Consider the following 24,257-nt stretch of genomic DNA (forward strand, 5'->3'; position numbering starts at 1 on the left):
ACGACGTCAAAGAAAGCTGTACGGATCGACGTCGACCGCGACGCGAACCTTGGCGGGCCAATCCAGCGCGCCGAGCCAGTCGCGGATCACGTCCTGTACGTCGAGCGCGCGGCGGGCGTGAACCAGTAGCCGAAAGCGATGCCGCCCGCGCAGCATCGCCAGCGGGGCGGGGGCGGGGCCGTAGACTTCCATCCCCTCGGCACGCGGCGCGGCGCGGCCGATCGCGCGCGCGGTGTCGTGCGCCGCGCCCTGATCCTCGCTCGACACGATGATCGCGGCGTAGCGGCCGAACGGCGGCGCGCCGGCGTCTTCGCGCGCCTCGTTTTCCGCCGCATAGAAGGCGTCGGCGTCGCCGGTGATCAACGCCTGCATTACCTGCGCCTTGGGGCTGTGCGTCTGGATATAGACACGGCCGGGTTTTGCGCCGCGCCCGGCGCGCCCCGATACCTGCCGGATCTGCTGAAAGGTCCGCTCCGCCGCGCGCAGGTCGCCGCCGTCGAGCCCAAGGTCGGCGTCGATCACCCCGACCAGCGTCAGATTGGGGAAGTGATAGCCCTTGGTCACCAATTGCGTGCCGACGACGATGTCGATGTCGCCCGCTTCCATCCGCGCGACGAACTCGGCGGCCTTGGCGGGGCTCCAGATCGTGTCGGAGGTGACGACCGCGGTGCGCGCCTCGGGGAACAGCGCCGCGACCTCGTCGGCGATCCGCTCGACGCCGGGGCCGCACGCGACCAACGTATCCTCGTTCTGGCACTCGGGGCACAGCCGCGGCACCGGCTCGATATGCCCGCAATGATGGCAGGCGAGCCGGCGGGTCAGGCGATGCTCGACCATCCACGCGGTGCAATTGGGGCATTGGAAGCGATGCCCGCACGTCCGGCACAGGGTCAGCGGCGCATAGCCGCGGCGGTTGAGGAAGAGCAGCGACTGTTCGTGGCGCTCGAGCGCTTCCGCCATCGCCTTGACCAGCCTTGGGCTGATCCAGCGTCCGCGTTCGGGCGGTTCGGCGATCAGGTCGATCGCCTCGATCGTCGGCAGCTGCGCGACGCCGAAGCGTCCCGGCAGCTTCACCTCGGCATATTTGCCGAGCGCGACCTGGTGCCGCGTTTCGATCGCCGGGGTGGCGCTGGCGAGGATCACCGGGCACGCCTCGAACAGCCCGCGCATCACCGCGACGTCGCGCGCGTGATAATGGACGCCGTCTTCCTGCTTGAAGCTGGTTTCGTGCGCCTCGTCGACGACGATCAGCCCGAGATCGGCATACGGGAGGAACAAGGCCGAGCGCGCACCGACCGTCACCCGCGCCTCGCCGCTGGCGATCGCACGCCACGCGCGGCGGCGCTGCGTCGCGCGCAGCCCGCTGTGCCACGCCACCGGCTCGCAGCCGAAGCGGTCGTGAAAGCGCCTGAGGAACGGCTCGGTCAACGCGATTTCGGGAAGCAGCACCAGCACCTGCTTGCCGGCGCGGATCGCCGCGGCCACGGCCTCGAAATAGACCTCGGTCTTGCCCGAACCGGTCACGCCGTCGAGCAGCGTCGGGCGGAAGGCGGCGGCGGTGACGCCATCGACCAGCGTCGCGGCGGCGGCGCGTTGGTCGTCGGACAGCGTCGGTGGCGCGTGATCGGGATCGGGGACCGGATAGGGGCTGTCGATATCGACCGGGACCCCTTCGAGCGCACCGACCTTGACCAGCCCGCGGATCACCGCATCGCTGACGTCGGCGATCGTCGCCAGCTCACGGATCAGCCCCTGGCGGTCGCCGATCCGCTCGAGCGCCTGTTCGCGCTGGGTGGTCAGCCGCTCGGGCACATGGCCGGTCGCGCGATATTCGACGACGCTGCGCCCGCCCTCCAGCGCGGCGGTCGAGGACAAGGCCATTCGCACGACCGCGGCGGGCGGGGCGAGGTAGTAATCGGCGGTCCATTCGATCAGCCGCCGCAGGGCTGCGCGTAGCGGCGGTACGTCGGCGACCGCGAGCAGGTTGCGGAGGCGATTGTCGCCGACCTCCGCATCGGACGGCATCCGCTCCGCTTCCCATGCGACGCCGAGCAACTGGCGCGGGCCGAGCGGCGCGACCACCACCGACCCCGGCTCGACCGTCATGCCGTGCGGCACGCGGTAATCGAGCGGGCCGAGGGCGGAGTTCAGGACGATGACGCGCGCGCGGGAGGACATTGCCGGCCATATGGGGGCGCGACGAGTCGGAGGGAAGCGGCGGCATGCCGCGTCCTCGACCTTAGCCGTGATTCACGACCCGACGCGCGCGCGCTTGGCGACGTACAATTCCGCGTCGGCGCGGCGTGCGAAGTCGCGCAGCGAGTGGCAGTCGGGATCGAAGGAGGCGATCCCCACCGAACCCGCGCTGGTCATCGTCACGCCGTCGAACTCGACGGGCACGCGCAGAGCGTCCTGAAGCCGTTCGCGCAGGTCGGCACCGTCGCCAACGAGCGACGGATGCTCGACGATCACCGCGAATTCATCGCCCCCGATCCGTGCGGCGACGCTGCCCATCAGCCACGGCTCGGACAAGGCCCGGCCGGTCAGACGCAGCACATCGTCGCCGGCGTCATGGCCGAGCGTGTCGTTGATCGCCTTGAATCCATCGAGATCGATCAGTGCGAGCAGCAGCGCCGTGCCGTGCCGTCGCGCGCGGGTCATCGCCGCCTGCAGTTCGCGATCGAAGGCGGCGCGATTGGGGATGCCGGTCAGTGCGTCGGTATCGGCGGAACGCCGAAGTCGTTGTTCGAGCGCGTGGCGGTCGGTCACGTCCTGGAACACCCCGACCATCGCGACGACGCGTTCGTCGACGATCTCCGGATCGGCCATTGCGCGGACGCGGCGCAGCCGACCGTCCGCCGTGATGAAATCGGTTTCGATCGAGAACGATCGACCGTGTGCGATCGCCTCGTCGAGCGATCTCTGGACGATCGCGCGGCTGTGTTCGGGATAGAAGCGCAGCGCATCGCCGAGCAGCGGCTTCTCGCCGACCGGCAGCCCGTAGATCCGGTAGACATTGTCCGACCAGTCGAGCGCTTCGTGTTCGACCGACAGCCGCCACGATCCGATTTCGGCGATCTGTTCGGCCTGGCGGAAGATCTTGTCCTGACGCGCCAGCCGCGTCACCAGTTCCTCGCCGGTGGTGGCGATATGGATCGCCTTCAGCGCGGTACGGCGCGCCTCCAGCAACGCCTCTGCCAGTGTGGCGAGATGCGCCAGCGCCGCCAATTCGCGCGGCTCGGCCGTGCGCGGGACCATGTCGACGACGCAGAGCGTGCCCACCGCGCGGCGCACCCCGTCCGGATCGGCGACGCGCAGCGGCGCGCCGGCGTAGAAGCGCACCCCGGCATCGGTGACCAGCGGACTGTCGCGGAAGCGTTCGTCGGCCAGCGTGTCGTCGATCACGGTCAGGCGATCGTCGGCGACGGTGCGGTCGCAGAAGGCCGTGTCGCGCGCGAAGGCCATCGGGCCCGGGGTGGTGCGCGCCTTGACGAACAGGCGGTCGTTGTCGACGAGGTTGAGCAAGGCGGTGGAGCAACCGAGCAGCTCCGCCGCGAGTGCGACAAGCGCATCGAACTCCCGTTCGGATGCGGTGCCCAGCAGCGCGAGCGCCTGCAACGCCGCGGCACGCGCCGCCTCGGCAGAGCTGTCGTAGCAGGAAGTGGCCGGGATCATCGCGCTCCCTTAGCAGAGGTGAAGTTAATTTTGGTTTGCCATTTTCCTTCATGCACGGAACACGCGTCAGGGTGAGCGATCCTCCCGCCCAATTGCCGCTGCCGGTCCAATGGTCGATCCATCTGGCGCGTGATCGTCGCCGTTCCGAACATACCGTGCGCGCCTATCGTGCGACCGCCGAGCGGCTGCTGGTGTTTCTGGGTGAGCATTGGGGCGGGGCAATCGACCGCGCGGCACTGTCGCGGGTAAGCGCAGGCGACCTGCGGGCCTATCTGGCGCATCGGCGGGGCAACGGGTTGTCGAACGCCTCGGCGGCGCGCGAGCTGTCGGCGGTGCGCGGGTTCCTCGACTGGGCGGGCGGGGTCGGCGCGGCACCGCGAATGAAGGGGCCGCGCGTCAAGAAGGGCGTCCCGCGTCCGATCTCACCTGATGAGGCGGTCGCGCTGGCGACCGACGTCATGGAAGAGAGTGACGAGCCGTGGGTGGCGGCGCGCGACTGGGCGGTGCTGCTGCTGCTGTACGGCGCGGGGCTGCGGATCGGCGAGGCGCTGGCGCTGACCGGTGCGGTGCTGCCGCTGGGTGAGACGTTGCGCGTGACCGGCAAGCGCGACCGGACGCGGATCGTGCCGCTGTTGCCGCCGGTACGCGCGGCGATCGAGGACTATGCGGCGCGCGTGCCGTGGCCGATGACGCGCGACGCGCCCTTGTTTCGCGGCGTGCGCGGTGGGGCGCTGGACGGGGGGATCGTCCGCACCCGGGTGCGCGCGGCGCGCGCACGGCTGGGGCTGTCGGAGCGGACGACGCCGCACGCGCTGCGGCATAGTTTCGCGACGCACCTGCTGGGGCGCGGCGCGGATCTGCGCGCGTTGCAGGAGCTGCTGGGCCACGCGAGCCTGAGTTCGACGCAAGTTTATACCGGCGTGGATGCGGCGCATCTGCTCGACGTTTACCGGGCGGCGCATCCGCGGGGGTAGCGTACCGTCATCCCCGCGAAGGCGGGGATCCAGACGCGCGGGCCATCGTAAGTGCCGCCACATCAGAGGTTCTGGATGCCCGCCTTCGCGGAAATGACGGAGTGGGGTCAGCCGCGAGGTTTCCACGTCGCCACGCGCCACGCGTACCAGCCGAGCGCCACCACCGTCAGCGCGATCCCGATCGGGCCGACGTAGCGATCCAGTTCGGCGAAGCGACTGCCGAGATAGAAGCCCGCCCCTGCCAGTACGCCGTTCCAGATGATGCTGCCCGCAAAGGTCATCATCAGAAAGCGCGGCATCGGCATCGCCGCCATGCCGGCGGGCAGCGAGATCATCGTGCGGAAGGTCGGCATGAAGCGGAAGACGAAGATCACCCAGCCGCCGTGATCGTGGAGGAAGCCGCGCACGCGTTCGACGTCGCTCCACTCCATCGTCAGCCAGCGGCCGTGCCGCTCGACGAACGGGCGGAAGCGCGCGTAGCCGAGCCGTCGCCCGATCGCATACCAGAAGACGTTGCCGGCGGTCGTCCCCGCGGTGCCCCACAGCAGCAGCGGAACGATGTCCATCTGGCCACGCGCGACCGCGATCCCGCCAAGCCCCATGATGACCTCGGACGGGATCGGCGGGACAATATTCTCCAGCGCCATCAGCACGAAGATGCCGAGATAGCCGCCCGCGACGATCCAGTGGATGATGAAATCGGTCACGCCGCCGCCAACGGCTCCGTCAGCGTGCGCGTTCCTTCAGCCGGCGATCCACCGCCTCCCAGATCAGTCCGGCGACATCGGTGCCGTCGAATTTCTCGATTGCGACGATCCCGGTCGGCGAGGTGACGTTGATCTCGGTGAGCCATTCGCCGCCGATCACGTCGATCCCGACGAAGATCAGCCCGCGCTTCTTCAGCTCCGGGCCGAGCGCGTCGCAGATCTCCCGCTCGCGCGGGGTCAGCTCGGTCTTCTGCGCCGAGCCGCCGACCGCAAGGTTCGAGCGGATCTCGCCTTCGCCGGGCAGGCGGTTGATCGCACCCGCGACCTCGCCGTCGACCAGCACGATGCGCTTGTCGCCCTTCGCCACCGCCGGGAGGAACGCCTGCACCATATGCGGCTCTCGCCACGTCTGGTTGAACACCTCGATCAGCGCCGACAGGTTCTCGCCGCCTGCGCGGACGTGGAAGATCGCCTTGCCGCCGTTGCCGTGGAGTGGCTTGACGACGATCTCGCCATGTTCGGCGAGGAAGGCGCGCGCCTCGTCGAGCGAACGTGTCACCAGCGTCGGCGGCATGAAGCGCGCATAGTCGAGCACGAACACCTTTTCGGGTGCGTTGCGGACGCTGACCGGATCGTTGACGATCAGCGTGCGGTCGGCGATCCGCTCCAGCAGGTGCGTCGCGGTGATATAGCCGAGGTCAAACGGCGGGTCCTGCCGCATCAGGACGACATCGGCCTGTTCGCCGAGGTCGAGCGCCACCGGCTCGCCGAACGCGAAGTGATCGCCCGCGACACGCTGCACCGTCACCGGATGCGCCTTCGCCCAGACGCGCCCGTCGCGATAGTTGAGCGCATCGGCGGTATAGTGGAACAGCCGGTGCCCGCGCGCCTGTGCCGAGAGCATCAGCGCAAAGGTGCTGTCGCCGGCGATGTTGATCTGATCGAGCGGGTCCATCTGGACGGCGACGGTGAGCGGCTGGGTCATGTGCGCGGATGTAGGGCGGGTGGCGGCGGCTGTCAGTAGCCGATCCACGCATTCTCGATATGCCGCGGGCGGGTGCCGGGAGCGAGCAGGATCACGTCGACCCGAATGTCCTCGCCCGCGGTGGCGTAGCGCGGCATCAACACCTCCGCGGCGGCGGCAACGCGCGCGAGCCGGCGCTGGTCGATCGCGTGATCGAGTTCGGCGGGGCTGCGGCGGGCCTTGACCTCGACGAACGCGATCAGCGCGCCGCGTCTGGCGATGAGATCGACCTCACCGGCGGGCGTGCGGACGCGGCGATCGAGGATCTGCCAGCCCTTGAGCCGCAGCCACCACGCCGCCAACCGCTCGCCGCGCCGCCCGGCTTCCTCCGCAACGCGACGGGTGGCGGTGGAGCGGGGGCGGGGCGGGCGCATCGCAGGGGAGGATGGCGGCGATGGGTGGCTGGGGCAAGCGGCCTATCGGCGACGAATGCAGGAGGTTTCTGGCGGCCGGATGGAGGCTCCGAGATCGTGAAGAACCGATCGTGCGAAGAAACCCGGGCTGGTTGTCTGCGTGCTGTGCGGATTGCCTGCGATACGGGTAAGGATCGCTTCCAAGGCGCCCGAGCAGCCGCCCGCCCGGTCGAGCAGGGTCAGCGTCCGTGTCGCCTGCACCTGTCGCGTGGTCGTCGTTTCCGACGCGCGCGGTGCCCAGCCGAGCGCGTGTTGCTTGTCGTACGCTTGCCGTTCGCTGGCCGAGAGATAACGGATACGGGAGTCGCGCCTCTCGAGTGTCGAGCCGACGCCGCCGGCAAGGAGCCCGGCAACGACCTCACCGGCACTGACGCTGTCACGGGTCCGCAGTGCCGGCGGAGTGTTGCCGGCGTAGGTTTGCACGATGGCAGCAAGCGCAAGCGCCTCTTCCGGCGTTTCTATCTGCGCAACCATGCGGCGGTCCACCGTGATCGTGCCGTCATCGCGCTGGCTGAATGGCTGCCCGTCCGCCGGTTCGCCGATGACGAAGGTCTTGGGACCATGAAGCTTGCCCGACGCCTCATGGAGAAGTCGTACCGGATCCACGCGCATGGCAGGCGCAATGGTGGGCGGGGCAATGCGTTGGGCGCGTGCGGTGTGCGACCCGCAGCCCAGCAGGACGGCCGAGAGGATCGCGACTCGCGCAAGAGAAGCGGATAAGATCGTCATTGCAATGCCTTCATCACCGGTAAGATCACCGGGTCCATTGATCTTGCGGGCGATGGCCTCTCCGTGCAACGTTTACTGAGGCCGGCGCAAGTGGTGCGAGAAGGCATTTCCTGAAGGTCGTTGTTATTGTTTGTTTAAAGCGATGATTTGTTTCGTGGTTCGTCGCGTATTGCTCAACGATCAGCGAGTTGCTGCCGCCCTCGCGATCAACCCCGGCGCTTCCGCGACGAACCGGTCGAGCACGCCGTCGGCGATGCGGATCGTGCCGTCGAAGCGGGTTGCGCCGGGGATGGTCTTCACCGCCGCCGCCTCGCTCGCGAGCTGCTGCGCATCGGTGAAATAGCGGGGAGCCGCGGGGCTGTTCGCGTCGGCGGCGGCGAGGCCGGCGGCGGTCTGTTGCAGCGCGCGGCCCCAGAGCGCGAGCGCGTCGAGCCACGGGCGGCTCTGTTCAGTGAAGGAGGCGTCGGCCACGCCGGCGCGGATCGTGTCGGGGGCGGCGGTCAGGTCGTCGGCGGCGCGGGTGAGGTCGGCGATGCCCTGCGCCCGCGCCTCGGCATCGCCGTCTGCCAACGCTTCGCGGACGCGGGTGAGCAGCGCGTGGAGCCGCGGCGCCTGTTCCTGCCACGGCTGGCTGCCGAAGGTCGGTGCCATATGCTGCGTGTCGAAGAAGGTCAGCAGCGCGTCGGTCGCGCGCGCATCACCGCCGGCCAGTTCGCGCGCCGACCAATGCCAGGTGCGCTCGGCGTCATAATCCTTGTCGTTCCATGCGAACGCCAGCACGCCGGTGACCGCGACGCGGCTGGGTGCTTCCTGATTCATCGGGTTGGACAGGATGCCGGTCAACTCGCCCGACAGCCCGGGCTCGCGGCGGGTATAGGGTGCCATCAGCAGCCGGCCGGTGGTCTGCGCATAATCGTTGACGGGGTAATTGTCCCACAACAGCGTCTTGCGCCCGAACGCCTTGGTCGCGGCCTTGGCATCGGGGATCGAGATCGCGGGCGGGACGACATCTGTGCCCGTCCATTGCACCACCACCTTCGGATCGAGATTGTCGCGCAGCGCCGCCTTGTACGGCGAGTCCTTTGCATCGTAATATTCGGTCGGCACCATGATGAGCGGCGGCGCCTTCGGATCGCGACGCGTCAGATCGGCCTGAACCGCGTTGAGCAATTGCGCCTGCGCCTTGCCCGCCGCTGCTGCGCCCGAGGGGCCGAACGCGCTTTGGTCGGCGTCGCAATTCCACTTCTTGTACTCGATGTCGTCGAGCGCGACGTAGAAGCGGTGGATGCCGATCGCGCGCAAGGCGTCGAACTTGGTGCGCAGCGCCTGAAGATCGGCGGGCGCGGAGAAGCAGATGCTGGGCCCCGGCGAGATGGCATAGACGAAATCGACATGGTTGCGCGCCGCCGCCTGCGCCAGCGTGCCGAGCTGGGTCAATGTGCCGGCGGGGTACGCCTCGCGCCAGCGATCGCGCGCATAGGGATCGTCCTTGGGGCTGTAGACGTAGGTATTGGCCTTGACGGTCGCGAGGAAGTCGAGGTGGCGGGTGCGCTCGGCCATCGTCCACGGCTTGCCGTAGAAGCCTTCGATCGTGCCGCGCACCGGCATCGCGGGATGGTCGCGGATCACCAGCGCGGGGAGCGTGGGGCGCTGGACGAGCTGGCGGAGCGTCTGGACGGCATGGAAAAGGCCGTCGGCGTCATGACCGGCGAGCGTGATCGTGTTGGTCGCGGGGGCGATCGTGAGCGTATAGCCTTCGCGCGCGGTGTCGGGCATAGTGCCTGTCAGCGCGGTGCGGACCAGCGCGGTATCGGCGAGGCCAAGGACGATCTGCGGTTGCGTTGTCGCGCGGTCGAGGCCGCGCGCGGTGGCGATCGTCTCCACGCCGGCGGCGCGAAGGATCTGGCTGGCGAGCGCGACGGTGGCGGCATCTGTGCCGCGCGCGGCGACCAGCGTGACCCGGCGGCCCAGCGTCATCGTGTCGGTGCCGAGCATCAGCTCGGTCGGTGCGGGGAAGATCGCCGGGCGGGTCGCGACTTGCGCGGCAAGCGGCGTAGACGACAGGAGCGTGGCGGCCAGCAGGGGCAGGCCGATGCGGCGGGTCATGTCGTTCTCCGGTATGATATTGGTATTAAGCATTGTCGTAGGGTGTTGCCGTTGCCGGGGCAACTCCGCTGATCGTTCGCCGCTGCCGTCATCCCGGACTTGATCCGGGATCCCGCTTCTTGCCTTTACCGTCCAATAGAAGCGGGGCCCCGGATCAAGTCCGGGGCGACAAGCGATTAGGCATCCGTCTCGCCCTTCATCTCCAGCGCGCGGGCGTAGAGCGCCTTGCGGTCGACACCGAATGCCTTGGCGACCTCGCCCGCGGCCTTGGAGGCGGGGAGGCGGGTGAGCGCCTCCGCGAGCGCCGCATCGGCATCCTCGATCGCGGCGGGTGCGGGGGGCTCGGGCGGCGCGACGACGACGACGATCTCCCCCTTCGGCGGCGCCTCGGCGTAGCTCGCGGCGAGCGTCGAGAGCGTGCCGGTGACCGCCTCCTCGAACTTCTTGGTGATCTCGCGCGTCACCGCCGCCTCACGGTCGCCGAGTCCCTCGGCGAGCGCAGACAGGCACGCGGACAGCCGCGGGCCGGATTCGTAAATGACCAGCGTCGCGCGGATTGCGGCGACCTCGGCGATCGCGGTGGCGCGCGCCTGTTCCTTCGATGGCAGGAAGCCGAGGAAAAAGAAGCGGTCGGTCGGCAGCCCGGCGAGCGTCAGCGCGGCGATCGCCGCGCACGGGCCGGGGATGGTGACGACCTGATGCCCTGCGGCGCGCGCGTCGCGCACCAGTTTGTAGCCGGGGTCGGAGATCAGCGGCGTGCCGGCGTCCGATACCAATGCCACCACCTCGCTGGCCATTCGCGCGATCAACTGCGGGCGGACATGTTCGGCATTATGGTCGTGATAGGGGGTCATCGGGCGTTTGATGCCGATGTGGCGGAGCAATCCGGCGGTCACGCGCGTATCCTCCACGGCGATCACGTCCGCGCCCGCGAGCACCTCGGCCGCGCGGGGGGAGAGATCGCCGAGATTGCCGATCGGGGTGGCGACGATGTACAGGCCGGGGGTCAACGGGTTCACGGGAGTAGTCATGGCAGAGGCGATCGGGCGTTCGCAATGGTCGAGCGCAATGTCGCGCGTCATCACGGTCGCCGGGGCGCTGTTGCTCGCGGCCTGTTCGACGGTGGTGCCGCGCGGGCCGGTGCAGCAGGCGCCGACCGCTCAACCGGCACCGCCGCCGCGCGAAACCGCGCCCGAAGTGGTCACCGGGCTGCCACAGGATGCCGCGCGTAACCGCGTCGCGCTGCTGGTGCCGCTGACCGGCAGCAACGCCGGGGTCGGGCGCAGCCTCGCCAATGCCACGCAGCTGGCGCTGCTCGACACGCGCAACCAGCAGGTGCGGATCACCAGCTATGATACGGCGACCGGCGCGGCGGCGGCGGCGAGCCGCGCGATCCGCGAGGGCGCGCAACTGATCCTCGGGCCGTTGCTGGCCGAGGACGTGCGCGCGGTCGCACCGATCGCGCGCGCGGCGAAGGTGCCGGTGCTGTCGTTCTCGAACGATACCGGCGTGGCGGGGAACGGCGCTTACGTGCTCGGCTACGCCCCGGCGCAGGCGATCGAGCGCGTCGTCGCCTATGCGCGCGGGCGCGGGATCGACAATTTCGGCGGGATCGTCCCCAACGCCTTGTACGGCAGCCGCGCGTCGACCGCGTTCCTGCGCGCGGTCGAGCAGGCGGGCGGGCGGGTCGTGTCGCTCCAGACCTATGATCGCGGCAGCGGGGCGCTGGGCAGCGCGGTGCAGCGGATGGCCAAGGACGCTCCGTTCGGGGCGGTGCTGATCGCGGACAGCGCGGCGACCGCAACCGCGGCGGTGCCGCTGATCCGGCGCAATAGCCCGTCGACGCAGATCCTGGGCACCGAGCTGTGGAACTCGGACGGTGCAGCGCGCTCGGCAGCGGTGCTGAACGGGGCGTGGTTCGCGAGCGTGCCGAACACATTGTATCGCCAATATGCGCGCAACTATCGCGCCCGCTTCAACGCCGCACCGTACCGGTTGTCGAGCCTCGGCTATGATTCGGTGCTGTTGGTCGTGCGGATCGCGCGCGAGTGGCGACCGGGATCGCCGTTCCCCGAAAGCCGGTTGCGCGACGCCGATGGCTTCGCCGGGATCGACGGCGCCTTCCGCTTCGGACGCGACAACGTCGCCGAGCGCGCGCTGGAGGTGCAGGAGATTCGTGGTGGCGAGGCGATGACGGTATCGCCCGCGCCGTCGGGTTTCGACGGAAAATAGCCAGCGTGGGCTATGGCATGGCGGTGGCGGTCGTGTAGAGGATCGTGATGCCGATCCTTACCGCCGTCACCCATGCCGATTTGATTGCCGATGTCCGGACGCTCGCCGCGAAGATTGCGCGGGATACCGCCTGGCGCCCCGACCTGCTGGTGGGGATCGGACGCGGCGGGCTGGTTCCGGCGGTGTATCTGAGCCACGCGGCCGGACTGCCGATGCAGTCGGTCGATTATTCCGCGCAGGACGACACGCGTGCTGCGCCCGCGATCGAACGGCTGGCGACACTGACCCGCGAGGGGCGCAAGTTGCTGTTCGTCGACGACATCAACGATTCAGGGCGCACGATCGCACAGCTGCGCGGCTTGCTCGAGCAAGCGGGTGCAACCGCAGCGGCGATGCGCTTCGCGACGCTGATCGACAATCGCGGCTCGGCAGCGAAGGTCGACCTTGCGGCGCGGACGATCGATCGGGCGGTAACCAAGGACTGGTTCGTGTTCCCGTGGGAAGCGCTGGCACCGGCGACCTCGATCGCGGCGGATGCGGAAGCAGTGCCGGAGCGGACGGCGTAATTCCCGTCGCCCCGGACTTGATCCGGGGCCCCGTTTCCTGTCGAGAGAAGGAAGAAGCGGGATCCCGGATCAGGTCCGGGATGACGGAATGATGGATGGCCGATCGCCCATCGGCTTCTCAGAAGCGTAGCATACCTCCCCGTTCGCCCTGAGCTTGTCGAAGGCGTGTGACCGGGCACGTGCTTCGACAGGCTCAGCGCGAACGGTGAGGTGCCGGGAATTGTTGGAAAGGCCGTCAACTCTACCGGATTACGGCAAAGTCACGATCCCCGTCACATGCACGGTCGCGCCCTCGGCATGGACCGCGCCGTTGACGATGCCGGTGATCGTCACCTCCGCGCCGGGCTCGGCGGTGATGTCGCCGCGGACCATGCCCGAGATCGTGACGCGGCAGCCTGCCGCGATCGTGATGTCGCCGCTGACGATCCCCGACACGTCGGCGTCGCGGTCGAGTCGGATCGCGCCGCTGACGATCCCCGACAGGTCTCTCATGGCTTGATGAGCCCGATCTCGACCAGACGCTGGTGCAGATAGCCATGCGCGGTGATCGGCTCGGGATAGCGATTGGGGTTCGCGGCGGTGATCGTCTGCGGCAGCGTCTCGATCAGGAAGTCGGGCGCGGGGTGCAGGAAGAACGGCATCGAATAGCGCGAATGGCCGCGCCGCTCGGGCGGCGGGTTGACGACGCGGTGCGTGGTCGAGGGCAGGACGTGATTGGTCAGCCGTTGCAACATATCGCCGACGTTGACGACCATCGCGCCCTCCGGCGGCTTGACCGCCAGCCACTGGCCCGTCGCTCGGTCGAGCAGTTCGAGCCCGGCCTCCTCCGCACCGAGCAGCAGCGTAATGAGATTGATGTCCTCATGCGCGCCGGCGCGCACGCCCTCGGCGTCGGCGGGGATCGGCGGATAGTGGAGCAGGCGCAGCACCGAATTGCCGTCCTTGACCGCCGGATCGAACCAGTCGGGCGCGAGGCCGAGATGCCGCGCGATCGCCGACAGCAAGCGGTCGCCCGCGCGGTCGAACGCGCCGAACAATTCGACGAACGTATCGCGAAAGCCTACCGGTCGCTCGGGCCAGATGTTCGGCGCCATCTCCGCGGCGTAGCGATGCCCCTCGGGCAGCTCGCGCCCGACGTGCCAGAATTCCTTGAGGTCGACGTGGCGCGCATCCTTGGCGATCTCGGTCCTGAACGGCGTATAGCCGCGCGCCCCGCCGCCGCCGGGCGTATGATAGCGGCGCTTCTCTTCCTCGGGCAGCGCGAACAGCTCGGCGGTTTCCGCCCAGGCGCGGTCGATCAACGGCTGCGGCACGCCGTGATCGGCGACGATCGCGAAGCCGAAGCGCTCGAACGATCCACCGAGCGCGGCGGCAAACGCATCGGGGTCGCGCGCCTGATCGGAAAGGCTGAGCGTCGGAACGTCGGCGATGCCGGGGGCGGCGGGAATGTCGAGCATGTTTGATCGTCCATGATTCTGAACCCCCTAGGTAGGCGCTCGCGCATCGTGGCGCCAGCCGTCGGAACCGGGCGGGCGCATCTGCCGTTCGTTACACTTGGACAATGGAGGAGATGCGTGATGGGCGGGCATCAGGTGCAAGGTCAGGGCTCTGGCGACGACGGCTATGACGAGGACGGCTATGACGAAAGCCAGCGTGCCGAGATACTGGAAGCCACCCGCGATGGGCCGGGCGACGGCACGATCATCGTCGATCTCGACCCCGACATCGGCATGGACGATGACGACGAGGATGAAGACGAGCTGGTGATGACCGATGGCGAGGTCGCGCGGCAGGACGGCGACGTCGATGCCGACGACAGCGACGTCGCCGAGGACGAAGTGCAGGCCGAGTTCGACGACGGCAGCGTCGAGGACGACGAACTCGACGATCGTGACGACACGGCGCTGAGGCCCTGACCCGAAACGGGGCCGGTCGATTGACCGTGCCCTGAACGCGACGCAGGATGCGGGCGATGCTGATCCTTGCCATCCTGCTGCAGACAGCGGCGCCGTTGGTGCCGGAAAAGCACTCGGTGCTGGTTCCGGTGGCCGCTCAACCGTGCGTGCGAAAGTCCGATAAAGACGAAGTCGTGGTGTGCGCTGATCTGTTGCCGTCGCAAGCGCTACCCTTGCCCGACGAGGCGGTCGCTTCTGGGCCGCGACCGGTCAACCGCGACTTGACGGGTATAGCGGCTTTGCGGTCGGAGGCCGATCCTTGTTCGGCAACGATCTGGGGCTGTGGCGCGCCTTTGAACCTTCTCGGCATGGGAACGGCGTTGGTGCGCGGGGTGCAGAAGCTGGTTGCGCCGGAGAGTTGTTGCGAACGATCGCGAGAAGCGCTCGATCACTACCAATTGGGGCGTGACGTTGCTGCCGGGATTGGCCGGATCGGCAAGCATAAGCCGGCGAAGGCACCTCGCGAGACGATCGATCTCGACGAGCCGGTGTTGGCCGGGCGCGTGCATCCGTAAGTCGGCTGAGTCGGAGCCGCGCGGGTCGCGCCAAACCTTACCGCATCGGTGTCGACTCGCGCTCGATGATCGCATGCGGGATGACCATGTCGCTGGCCGCTTCGTCGCCATCGCCGGTGCCGATCAGTCGCTCGGCGGCGCGGAACGCCATCTCCTCGGCGGGCTGGCGGACGGTGGTGAGCGGGGGCCAGATGCGTGCCGCCAACGTGGTGTCGTCGAACCCCGTAACGGCAAGGTCGCGCGGGAGCACCAGCCCGTGCCGGTGCGCTTCGGCGATCACGCCGGCGGCCATGTCGTCGTTGCTGCACATGATCGCATCGGGCCGCGTCGCGCCGGACAACAGCGCCTTCGCCGCCTCTTCGCCCGAGCTGCGGTCGAAGCGGCCCTCGATCACCAGCGCCGGGTCTGCGGCGATGTCGTGCGCGGCGAGCGCATCATAATAGCCCTGCTCGCGCGGCGCACTGTCGGAATGGCGCGGGTTGCCCGCGATCAGCGCGATCCGGCGATAATTGCGCGCAATTAGCAGGGTGGTCAGTTCCGCCATCGCCGCGCGGTTGTCGATCCGCACCGTGGCGATGCCGGGCATGACATGGCCGATCGCGATCGCCGCGACCGGGAGCGCGAGGTCCCGCAGCACCGGCGAGTCGCGCAGCAATTCGGCGAACGGTGGGACCAGCAACAGCGCGTCCGCACCACCACGAGCGAGCGAGCGTACCGCCGCTTCGGCGGCTTCGGGGGTGCCGGGCGCTTCCTCGTGGAGCAGCAATTGCAATCCGCGCGCGTTGGTGGCGCGCAGTGCGCCGACGAGAATCGCATCAAGGAACGGCGCGCGCGCGCCACTGTAGAGCAGGCCGACCGTCGTGGCGCGCGCCCGCGCGAGCCGGCGCGCGACGACATTGGGGACATAACCCAGCTCGGCGACCGCGGCATGGACCGCGGCGACCGTCGCCGGGCTGGCGCGGCCGGCGCGATTGATCACGTTCGAGACGGTCATCGCCGAGACGCCCGCACGCTCGGCGACTGCCCGGATCGTGACGCCCTGTCGGCGGCGCTCGCTCATGCAGACGCCCGGTGCCGTCCGTCATCGCGCCGCGCGGGGCGGGCGTGCGCCACCCGTGTGCAGCGCGATGACGGCGGCAGCAAGGCCCGGCCTTAGATGGTGCCGGCCTTCATCAGCTTGACCGCATTGTCACAGGCGCGCGCGGTCATCGCCATGAAGGTCAGCGACGGGTTGACGCACGCCACCGACGCCATCTGCGCACCGTCGGTGACGAACAGGTTCGGCGCGTCATGTGCCTGGTTCCACTTGTTGAGCACCGAGGTGCGCGGGTCGGCACCCATGCGCGCGCCGCCCATCTCGTGGATCGCGTCGCCGGGGACGTGCTCGCCCTCACGGCTCTGCACGTCGGTCAGCCCGGCGCCGCGCAGCATCGCCTCACCCTGTTCACGCGCGTCGGCCATCATCTTCAGCTCGTTGTCGCGGAAGGTGACGTTGAACACCATCAGCGGCACGCCGAAGCGATCGACCTTGGTCGGGTGGAGCGAGACGCGATTGTCCTCGTACGGCAGACACTCGCCGAACGCGGTCATCCCGAACTGCCAGCCGTTATACTTGCGCATTCCCTCCTTCATCGACTTGCCGAAGCCGACCGGACCGGCGGGTGAGCGATAGGCCGAGCCCTGATAGCCATAGCCGCGCTTGAACCCGACGCCCTCGTCGCCGCCGACGTTGCGGAAGCGCGGGATGTAGACGCCACCCGGACGGCGACCATATTCGATATATTCGGTCATGCCCGGGATGTTGCCGCCGATGCTGACGCGGAAGATGTGATCCATCACATATTTGCCGAGCGTGCCGCTGCTGTCGAACCAGCTGCGCCCGTCCGGACGCTTCGAGTTCATCATGATCTGCACCGAGGCGAGCGCCGAGGCGCACAGGAACACCATCCGCGCCTTGACGACCTGGGCCTGCCCGGTCTTTGCATCGACGTAACGGACGCCGGTGACGCGCTTCTTGGCGGCATCATATTCGAGGTTGGTGACCACCGCGTCGGAGCGCAGCGTCAGCCGGCCGGTCGCGCGCGCCGCGGGCAGCGTCACCGCCTGCGTCGAGAAATACGCGCCGAACGAGCAGCCGTTACCACACTGGTTGCGATACTGGCACTTCGTCCGATTCTGGTCGGGCTTGTCCTCGGTCATGTTGGTGAGGCGCGTGTTGATGAGCTTGCGGCCCGGGAACTCGGACTCGAGCCGCGGCTTCACCCACTTCTCCGCGATATTCATCTGCATCGGCGGCTGGAAGTCGCTGTCGGGCAACTGCGGCAGGTTCTCACGCGACCCCGACACGCCGATGTAATTCTCGACATATTTGTACCAGGGCTCAACGTCCTCGTAGCGGATCGGCCAGTCGATCCCGACATTGTCGCGCTTGTTGGCCTCGAAGTCCTCGGGCGCCCAGCGGAACGTCCAGCGGCCCCAGATCAGCGACTTGCCGCCGACCGCCGCCGGACGGATCCAGTAGAACTTGCTGCCCTCGTCATAGGCATAGGGGTTCAGCCGGTCGTCGTTGTAGAACTTGCGGTTGCTGGGCGTGACATAGCCGTGCTTGGTGATGAAGTAATCGCTCTCCATCACCGCGGGCGGCATCGAGTTGCGCGCGGGTACCTCATAGGCGGGCTTGCCGTCATAAGGGTAGCCCTCGCCATGTTCGACCATGATGCCGCGGTCGAGCATCAGGACGCGCAGGCCCTTTTCGGTCAGCTCCTTCGCGGCGAAACCGCCGCTCACGCCGGAGCCGATGACGATCGCGTCGAAAGTATCGGTCGCTGCCATGTGTAAAATCCTCTCCGTCGGCGCGATCAGAACGTCAGCTTGCGCAACGTGTTGAAGCTGGTGGTGATGTCAGGCAGGTAGGGTGCCGGGCACTCGTCGTTCTCGACGTAGAAGTGCTTCACGCCTGCCACGCGGTTCAGCTTGAAGATCGCGCCGAAGTCGATCTTGCCTTCGCCCACCGCGCACATGCTGCCGTCGGCGCGCTTGTCCTTGACGTGATAGGCGTAGATGCGCCCGGCGTGCTGCCGGATCAGCGCTGCCGAATCCTGCCCCGCGGTGATCGCCCAGAACAGGTCGATCTCCAGCTTCACCAGCGCCGGATCGGTCTCCTTGAGCAGGCGATCGTAGAGCGACACGCCGCCCGGCTTCACGGTGAACTCGAAATCGTGGTTGTGATAGGCGAACGCCAGCCCGGCCTTCTTCAGATCGCGCGCGAAGCGGTTGAAGTCCTTCAGCGCGGTGTTCCAGCTGGCTTCGTTGCGATGCTGGTCGGTCATGTACGGCAGGATGACCGTATCGGCCCCCAGCGTCTTGGCCATCTTCACCACGCCGTTGAAGTCGGCGAGCAGCCACTCATAGGGGACGTGGACCGACGGCGCCTTCAGCCCGAGCCGGTCCTGCGTGCGACGCAGCGCGGCATGATCCATCTTGTCATAGCCGCCACCGCCATATTCGACTTCGCGATAGCCGATCTTGGCGACCTTCTCGAGCGTGCCCATCGGGTCCGGCCCGAACAGCTCGCGGATCGTGTAGAGCTGGAGCCCGATCGCGCCGAGCTGTGCGGCCTGCGCCGGGATCCCGAACAGGCCGAGCGCGGCGAGGCCGCCGGCACCGGCGAGGACGTTGCGACGGTTGGCGATCATGAGGAATAGACCTTGTTGACGTTGGAATAGGGGAAGGCGCCGTCATAGCTGCCGGGCACCGGCAGATATTCGCGCTCCTGCGTGATGCCGATCTCCGAGGTATAGTAACCGGCGATCACCATCTGGCGGAACGGGCCGAAGAAGGCCGCGCCGCCGGGGAATTTGTCGTCCATCGCCAGCGTCAGCAGCGCGTCGTGCTGGGCGGGCGCGAGCTGGTTGGCGGTCTTCTTGTAATCGGCCTGCGCGCGGGCCGCGATCGCGTCGAGCCCGGCGATGATCGGTACGCGATCCTCGGGCGACGACCAGTCGGCGAGCAGCTTCTCGATATATTCCGGCACCCCCGCGGCGATCGCGCCCGGCGTGTCGGTGGCCGGGATCACCCGGTCGCTGAGCGCGCTCATCAACGCGCGCTGCGCCGGGGTGAACACCTGTACGCTCGGCGGCCCCTCGCTGATGACGGGGATGCCGCCGCCCTTCACCGAGGCGGCCGCCGCCGCGCGTGCCAGCGGCGCGTACAAGGACGCCCCGAACATGGCGGCGATGCCGCCCAAGGCTTGTCGTCTGTCGATCACTCACCCTCTCCCGTAATGCTGATGCTGCGCCGGCTCATGCCGCGTCGATCGCGCGGTAAGCGGCGATCAGCCGCTCCTCGCCCGCGCGTCCCGCCTGCGATGTGCCATGTTCCATGCCGATCACGCCGCGATAGCGACGCTCGCGCAGGAAGCGCACGATGTTGCCGTAATTGACTTCGCCAGTGCCGGGCTCCTTGCGCCCGGGATTGTCGCCGAACTGGATATAGCCGACCTCGTCCCAGATCATGCCGAGCGAGCGGATCAGATTCCCGGACTGTATCTGCTCGTGATAGCAATCGGCGAGCACCTTGACCGCCGGGCTGTTCGCACCGCGCGCCACCGCATAACCGGCCGCGAACGAGCGCATGTAGACATTGGGATGATCGGTGCGCGTGTTGAGCGGCTCCATGACCAGCGCCAGACCGTGCGGCGCGAGGATGTCGCCGGCGCGGCGCATCAGGTCGATCACGCGGCCGGTCTGGATCTCGATCGGCACCTTATGGTCGACGAAGCCGGTGACGACGGTCATGTGCTTCGCGTTCAGCCGCTTGGCGACCTCGACCGAGGCGCGGACGTCGGCGAGGAACGCCTCGCGCTCCGCGCCGTCGTCGCTGCCGAAGACCGGGCGGAACGCCGACCATTTCGGCATCGACGCGACGAACACGCCCATCGTCATCCCGCGCTGTTGCAGCGCCTTGGCCATCGCGTCCTGCTCGGCGATGCTGCGGCTGCGCGCCTCATTGTCCTCCCAGGCGCGAAAGCCCTGATCGGCGGCGAAGGCGATCTGCTCGATCCGGTCGCCGCGGCTCGCGAAGCTGCCTTCGTGCGGCGCATAGTTGAGCGAGAAGGTCGCGGCGTTGCTCACGCGGGCCTGTCCTTGCGCCGACGACGACAGCGCCGCGGCAGCGGCCCCTGCCAGAACCGTGCGGCGCGACGGGTTCATGCCGCGGCGACCGTCGCGCGGCGGCGACGCTCGGACAGCCAGATCGCGCCGAACACGAACAGCAGCACGACCGGGACCAGCGCGAGCTTCGCGAACGACTGCGATGCGGCGGCGTCCTCGACCTGGCGTAGCGCCTCACCGGTCAGCTGCTTGAACGCCTCCGGCCCGCCCGCGAGCCGCACCTTGGCTTCGTCGAACATCCCGCCGAGCGCCGGGAGCACGAAGAAGCTGGCGAGCGCGCCGGCCGAGCCGACCAGCCCGAGCGCCCACGCCCCGCCGCGCGGATAGCGTTCGGCGACCGACGCGAGCATCGTCGGCCACATCGCGCAGACGCCGAGACCCCAGACGGTCGAGGCGACCAGCGCCGCGACCGGCGATTGCGCGCGCGACAGCAGGAAGAGCCCGATCGCAGCGAGCAGGCTGGAGATCCACAGCAGGCCCGGGTTGGACAGCTTGCCCGCCAGCCGGCCAGCGAAGTGGCGGAACACGAACATCAGCGCGCTGACGTACACGAGCAGCAGGATGCCGCGCATCCCGACGCGGTTGGTGAGCGCGACGTCGAGCCACTGGCCCGGCGCCAGCTCCGACGAGGCGGTGAGGAACATCGCGCCGAACCATACGAAGAAGCTCGGGCGGCGGAACACCTCGCCGATCATCGTCCCGAAGCTCTCGCCCTCGACCGCAGCGGGGGCAGGGGGGAAGGTGGTGGTCGCACCGATGATGACGACGCCGATCGCGGGCAGGAACACCAGCCCCATGATCGCCTGCCACGGCAGCACGTTGGCGAGGAACACGCCCGCCAGCCCGCCGATGATCAGCCCGCCCGGATACCAGGCGTGGAGCACGTTCAGCCGGTGCGTGGTTTCTTCGGGATAGAGGCGCGCGGTCAGCGGGTTGATCGACGATTCGGCCAGACCCCAGCCGATCCCGCTGAGCATCATGCCCAGCCACACCAGCGAATAGATCGTCATGCCTGTCGCGATCGCGCCCGCGCCGACGATCAGCGCGGTGCCGAGGATGAAGCACACGCCCGAACCGATCACGATCCGCTTGGCGCCGATCTTGTCGAGCAGCGCGCTGGCGACGAACAGCGTGATCGCAAAGCCGAGGAACGCGGAGCCGAGCGCCGCGCCGATCAATTCGCCGGCCTCGACCGGGGCGATCGGATCGATCCACTGCGCCTTGAGGCTGCTGGCGATCGCCGCGCGCAGCGACGCGCTGACCGCCGCGGTGGTCAGCGCCAGCACGCTCAGCCAGAACAAGCGGGACCGATGCTTTCCCGTAAACGCCGCTGCCTCTGTCTGCACCCTCAACCCCTTTATGCTCGCGCGATTCTTTTATCTGATTTTTACAGTCTGACCGATCAGTCGAGCCCGAGCAAGCGCCGGTTCGCAGCCGGATCGGACCCGCCCGCGAAATCATCGAAGGCGCGTTCGGGGCGACGGATCATGTGCGCGGCGATGAACGGTGCGCCCTCGCGCGCGCCGTCCTCGGGGTGCTTCAGGCAGCATTCCCATTCGAGCACCGCCCAGCCGGCATAGCCATATTGCGTCAGCTTCGAGAAGATGCCGCCGAAGTCGACCTGTCCGTCGCCGAGCGAACGGAAGCGGCCGGGCCGGTCGACCCAGTCCGAATAGCTGCCGTACACGCCGGCCTTGCCGGTCGGGTTGAACTCCGCGTCCTTGACGTGGAACATGCGGATGCGGTCGTGGTAGAAGTCGATGAACTGGAGATAGTCCATCGCCTGCAACACGAAGTGGCTGGGATCGTAGAGGATGTTGGCGCGCTTGTGCCCGCCGACCGCGTCCAGGAACCGCTCGAAGGTGGTGCCGTCGTGCAGGTCCTCGCCGGGGTGCAGCTCGAAGCACAGATCGACGCCCTCGTTCTCGAACGCGTCGAGGATCGGGGTCCAGCGCTTGCCGAGTTCGGCGAAGGCGTCCTCGACCATGCCGGCCGGGCGCTGTGGCCACGGATAGACGAACGGCCAGGCGAACGCGCCCGAGAAGGTGGCGTGCGCGTCGAGCCCGAGACGGCGGCTCGCCCTGGCGGCGAGCTTGAGCTGGTCGACCGCCCATGCCTGCCGCTCGGCGGGCTTGCCGCGCAATTCCTCCGGCGCGAACACGTCGAAGGCAGTGTCATAGGCGGGGTGGACGGCGACGAGCTGGCCTTGCAGGTGCGTCGACAATTCGGTGATCGCGACGCCCGCCTCGCGGCAGCGCCCGACCAGCTCGTCGGCATAATCCTGGCTCTCGGCGGCGAGCTTCAGGTCCATGCACCGCTCGTCGCGGGTCGGGATCTGCACGCCTTCGTAACCCGCCTCGGCCATCCAGCGCGCGGCATTGTCGAGCGTGTCGAACGGCGCGGCGTCCCCCATGAACTGCGCGAGGAACACGCCCGGGCCGCGCATGGTGCCGCCGCTGCTCACTTGGCGGTCTCGGACTTCAGATAGGCGATGATCGCGGCGCGCTTGGCGGGATCGGGAGTCGCGATCGGCATCCGCGTCCCCGGCACCTTCTTCTGCGGCGCAGCGAGATAGTCGTTGAGAGTCGCGTCGTTCCACTTCAGCTGCGCCTTCTTGAAAGCGGCCGAATAGTTGAAGCCCGGCGCAGAGGCGGGGGCGCGCGTGAACAGGCCGGCGAGATTCGGGCCGATGCCGTTGCGCTCGCCCTTGTGGAGCGTGTGGCACGCCTTGCACGCGGCAAATGCCTGCTGCCCGTTCTGCTGCGCCGGCGCGGGCGCCGAAACGACCAGCGCGACAATGGCGGCGACCGGCGCGGTGGCCAGACCGGCGATCAACTTCATCGCATACTCTCCAAACCCGAATTGATTGCCGCCAGTTTACCGCTAAACCGGGCGATAGCAAGGCGGCTGACGTTACGGTCTTCGTAATGCCGGTATGCGGATGACGGGAGGATGAATGGCGCGGGTAGAACCACTTAAGCTCGGGATGATCGGCGGCGGCGAGGGCGCGTTCATCGGCGCGGTCCACCGGATGGCGGCGGGCGTCGACGGCGACTGGCGGCTGGTCGCGGGCGCGTTCAGTACCGACACGGGACGCAATACGCGCACCGGTGAGTTGCTCGGTATGGATGCGGGACGCGTTTACGGCTCGATTGATGAGCTGCTTTCGTCCGAGCGGGCGCTGCCCGAGGGCGAACGGATCGACGCGGTGGCGATCGTGACACCGAATCACCTGCATGCGCCGATGTCGATCGCGGCGCTCGACGCGGGCTTCCACGTCATCTGCGAAAAGCCGATGTCGCTGAACCTCGAGGAGGCGCAAGCGATCGCCGCCGCGGCGGAGCGGAGCGGGCGGCATTATGCGCTGGCCTTCACCTACAGCGGCTATCCGCTGGTCGAGGAGGCACGCGCGCGGGTGGCGCGCGGCGACTTCGGCGCGATCCGGCTGGTGCAGGTCGAATATTCGCAAGGCTGGCTGAGCAGTGCGCTGGACCGCGAGGGCAACCGGCAGGCCGAGTGGCGCACCGACCCGGCGCGCGCCGGGCTGGGCGGCTGCCTCGGCGATATCGGGACGCACGCGTTCCAGCTCGCCGAGCATGTCAGCGGGTTGCAGGTCGAGTCGCTGTGCGCGGACCTGACGACGCACGTGCCGGGACGGCGGCTCGACGACGACGTCAGCGTGCTGCTGCGATTCGCGGGCGGCGCGCGCGGCGTGCTGAAGGCGACGCAGGTCGCGGCCGGGGACGAGAACGGGCTGCGACTGCGCATCCACGGCGAGAAGGGCGGGCTCGACTGGGCGCAGATGGAGCCCAATACGCTGACGCTGCGCTGGCTCGACCGGCCGGGCGAAGTGGTGCGCACCGGCGGGCCGGGGCTGGCCGAGACGACGTTGGGCCGCATTCGCACCCCGGCGGGGCATCCGGAGGGCTATATTGAGGCGTTCGCGAACCTCTATCGCGCGGTCGCGGCGACGATCCGTGGCGGCGATACCGTCGCCGAGCGCGGCGCGGCGGCGTGGTTCCCGGGGACGGGCGACGGCGTGCGGACGATGGCGTTCGTCGAGGCGGTGGTCGCCAATGCCGGGTCGGACCAGAAGTGGAGCGGGCTGGCGGGATAAGTTCCGTCATTGCGAGCGCAGCGAAGCAATCCAGGGGTTGGATCAGGACGCCCTGAATTGCTTCGCTGCGCTC

At 68.4% G+C, this 24,257-nt stretch carries 24 protein-coding genes; 6 read left to right on the forward strand and 18 right to left on the reverse strand.

What is annotated here, in order from left to right:
- Positions 1–6: 6 nt before the first annotated feature.
- Together PGN12_05130 and PGN12_05135 are read right to left on the reverse strand one after the other, a co-directional pair.
- Positions 7–2,178: a primosomal protein N' gene (locus PGN12_05130; protein MEH3103270.1), complete on the reverse strand. Its 2,172-nt coding sequence runs from the start codon at positions 2,176–2,178 to the stop codon at positions 7–9.
- A 72-nt stretch (positions 2,179–2,250) separates the two neighbouring features.
- Positions 2,251–3,675: a diguanylate cyclase gene (locus PGN12_05135; GenBank protein ID MEH3103271.1), complete on the reverse strand. Its 1,425-nt coding sequence runs from the start codon at positions 3,673–3,675 to the stop codon at positions 2,251–2,253.
- Positions 3,676–3,725: 50 nt separating this feature from the next.
- Between PGN12_05135 and PGN12_05140 the strand changes: the two genes are divergently transcribed.
- A complete protein-coding gene (locus PGN12_05140) occupies positions 3,726–4,649 on the forward strand; it encodes a tyrosine recombinase XerC (GenBank protein ID MEH3103272.1) in 924 nt (307 codons plus the stop codon).
- Between the two features lie 107 nt (positions 4,650–4,756).
- On the opposite strand, the gene PGN12_05145 is transcribed toward PGN12_05140, so the two are convergent.
- The 6 genes from PGN12_05145 to rsmI all read right to left on the reverse strand — a co-directional run bounded on the left by PGN12_05145 (position 4,757) and on the right by rsmI (position 10,659).
- Positions 4,757–5,356 carry a DedA family protein gene (locus tag PGN12_05145; GenBank protein ID MEH3103273.1) on the reverse strand — a complete coding sequence of 200 codons (600 nt, stop codon included), beginning with the start codon at positions 5,354–5,356 and terminating at the stop codon, positions 4,757–4,759.
- 19 nt (positions 5,357–5,375) lie between these two features.
- Positions 5,376–6,341, reverse strand: a complete 966-nt coding sequence (gene gshB / locus PGN12_05150; protein ID MEH3103274.1) for a glutathione synthase — start codon at positions 6,339–6,341, stop codon at positions 5,376–5,378.
- A 32-nt stretch (positions 6,342–6,373) separates the two neighbouring features.
- Positions 6,374–6,754 (reverse strand): YraN family protein, encoded by a 381-nt coding sequence (locus tag PGN12_05155; protein ID MEH3103275.1) that lies wholly within the window; start codon positions 6,752–6,754, stop codon positions 6,374–6,376.
- 42 nt (positions 6,755–6,796) lie between these two features.
- Positions 6,797–7,522, reverse strand: a complete 726-nt coding sequence (locus tag PGN12_05160) for a hypothetical protein (protein ID MEH3103276.1) — start codon at positions 7,520–7,522, stop codon at positions 6,797–6,799.
- 180 nt (positions 7,523–7,702) lie between these two features.
- The gene (locus PGN12_05165; protein ID MEH3103277.1) at positions 7,703–9,628 is read right to left on the reverse strand and encodes a beta-N-acetylglucosaminidase domain-containing protein; all 1,926 of its coding nucleotides are present in this window, start codon (positions 9,626–9,628) and stop codon (positions 7,703–7,705) included.
- 176 nt (positions 9,629–9,804) lie between these two features.
- Positions 9,805–10,659 carry a 16S rRNA (cytidine(1402)-2'-O)-methyltransferase gene (gene rsmI / locus PGN12_05170; GenBank protein MEH3103278.1) on the reverse strand — a complete coding sequence of 285 codons (855 nt, stop codon included), beginning with the start codon at positions 10,657–10,659 and terminating at the stop codon, positions 9,805–9,807.
- On the opposite strand from rsmI, the gene PGN12_05175 reads away from it, so the two are divergent.
- Together PGN12_05175 and PGN12_05180 are read left to right on the forward strand one after the other, a co-directional pair.
- Positions 10,658–11,860: a penicillin-binding protein activator gene (locus PGN12_05175; protein ID MEH3103279.1), complete on the forward strand. Its 1,203-nt coding sequence runs from the start codon at positions 10,658–10,660 to the stop codon at positions 11,858–11,860. The genes rsmI and PGN12_05175 overlap by 2 nt on opposite strands.
- Positions 11,861–11,907: 47 nt before the next feature.
- Positions 11,908–12,426, forward strand: coding sequence for a phosphoribosyltransferase domain-containing protein (locus tag PGN12_05180; protein MEH3103280.1), 519 nt, complete (start codon positions 11,908–11,910; stop codon positions 12,424–12,426).
- A 249-nt stretch (positions 12,427–12,675) separates the two neighbouring features.
- Here PGN12_05180 and PGN12_05185 read toward each other — a convergent pair whose 3' ends face one another.
- Together PGN12_05185 and PGN12_05190 are read right to left on the reverse strand one after the other, a co-directional pair.
- Entirely contained in the window at positions 12,676–12,918 is a 243-nt protein-coding gene (locus PGN12_05185) for a polymer-forming cytoskeletal protein (protein ID MEH3103281.1), read from the reverse strand.
- Entirely contained in the window at positions 12,915–13,883 is a 969-nt protein-coding gene (locus PGN12_05190; GenBank protein MEH3103282.1) for an isopenicillin N synthase family oxygenase, read from the reverse strand. The genes PGN12_05185 and PGN12_05190 overlap by 4 nt, the downstream gene beginning before the upstream one ends.
- A 120-nt stretch (positions 13,884–14,003) precedes the next feature.
- Here PGN12_05190 and PGN12_05195 point away from each other — a divergent pair, with 120 nt between their 5' ends.
- Both PGN12_05195 and PGN12_05200 read left to right on the forward strand, forming a co-directional pair.
- Positions 14,004–14,342, forward strand: coding sequence for a DNA primase (locus PGN12_05195; GenBank protein ID MEH3103283.1), 339 nt, complete (start codon positions 14,004–14,006; stop codon positions 14,340–14,342).
- Between the two features lie 56 nt (positions 14,343–14,398).
- Entirely contained in the window at positions 14,399–14,896 is a 498-nt protein-coding gene (locus tag PGN12_05200; GenBank protein ID MEH3103284.1) for a hypothetical protein, read from the forward strand.
- 37 nt (positions 14,897–14,933) lie between these two features.
- On the opposite strand, the gene PGN12_05205 is transcribed toward PGN12_05200, so the two are convergent.
- The 8 genes from PGN12_05205 to PGN12_05240 form a co-directional block, all read right to left on the reverse strand.
- Positions 14,934–15,956 carry a LacI family DNA-binding transcriptional regulator gene (locus tag PGN12_05205; protein MEH3103285.1) on the reverse strand — a complete coding sequence of 341 codons (1,023 nt, stop codon included), beginning with the start codon at positions 15,954–15,956 and terminating at the stop codon, positions 14,934–14,936.
- A 92-nt stretch (positions 15,957–16,048) separates the two neighbouring features.
- A complete protein-coding gene (locus tag PGN12_05210; GenBank protein MEH3103286.1) occupies positions 16,049–17,728 on the reverse strand; it encodes a GMC family oxidoreductase in 1,680 nt (559 codons plus the stop codon).
- Between the two features lie 26 nt (positions 17,729–17,754).
- Positions 17,755–18,591 carry a sugar phosphate isomerase/epimerase gene (locus tag PGN12_05215; protein ID MEH3103287.1) on the reverse strand — a complete coding sequence of 279 codons (837 nt, stop codon included), beginning with the start codon at positions 18,589–18,591 and terminating at the stop codon, positions 17,755–17,757.
- A complete protein-coding gene (locus PGN12_05220; GenBank protein ID MEH3103288.1) occupies positions 18,588–19,163 on the reverse strand; it encodes a gluconate 2-dehydrogenase subunit 3 family protein in 576 nt (191 codons plus the stop codon). The genes PGN12_05215 and PGN12_05220 overlap by 4 nt, the downstream gene beginning before the upstream one ends.
- Before the next feature lie 34 nt (positions 19,164–19,197).
- Positions 19,198–20,106 (reverse strand): TIM barrel protein, encoded by a 909-nt coding sequence (locus tag PGN12_05225; protein ID MEH3103289.1) that lies wholly within the window; start codon positions 20,104–20,106, stop codon positions 19,198–19,200.
- A complete protein-coding gene (locus PGN12_05230; GenBank protein ID MEH3103290.1) occupies positions 20,103–21,368 on the reverse strand; it encodes an MFS transporter in 1,266 nt (421 codons plus the stop codon). Before PGN12_05230 ends, PGN12_05225 begins: the two co-directional genes overlap by 4 nt.
- Positions 21,369–21,469: 101 nt before the next feature.
- A complete protein-coding gene (locus PGN12_05235; GenBank protein ID MEH3103291.1) occupies positions 21,470–22,513 on the reverse strand; it encodes a sugar phosphate isomerase/epimerase in 1,044 nt (347 codons plus the stop codon).
- 14 nt (positions 22,514–22,527) lie between these two features.
- Positions 22,528–22,908, reverse strand: coding sequence for a c-type cytochrome (locus PGN12_05240; protein MEH3103292.1), 381 nt, complete (start codon positions 22,906–22,908; stop codon positions 22,528–22,530).
- Between the two features lie 115 nt (positions 22,909–23,023).
- Here PGN12_05240 and PGN12_05245 point away from each other — a divergent pair, with 115 nt between their 5' ends.
- Positions 23,024–24,184 (forward strand): Gfo/Idh/MocA family oxidoreductase, encoded by a 1,161-nt coding sequence (locus PGN12_05245; protein MEH3103293.1) that lies wholly within the window; start codon positions 23,024–23,026, stop codon positions 24,182–24,184.
- The last annotated feature ends 73 nt before the right edge of the window (positions 24,185–24,257 follow it).

It is taken from the genome of Sphingomonas phyllosphaerae (assembly GCA_036946405.1).
Classification (GTDB): domain Bacteria; phylum Pseudomonadota; class Alphaproteobacteria; order Sphingomonadales; family Sphingomonadaceae; genus Sphingomonas; species Sphingomonas phyllosphaerae_D.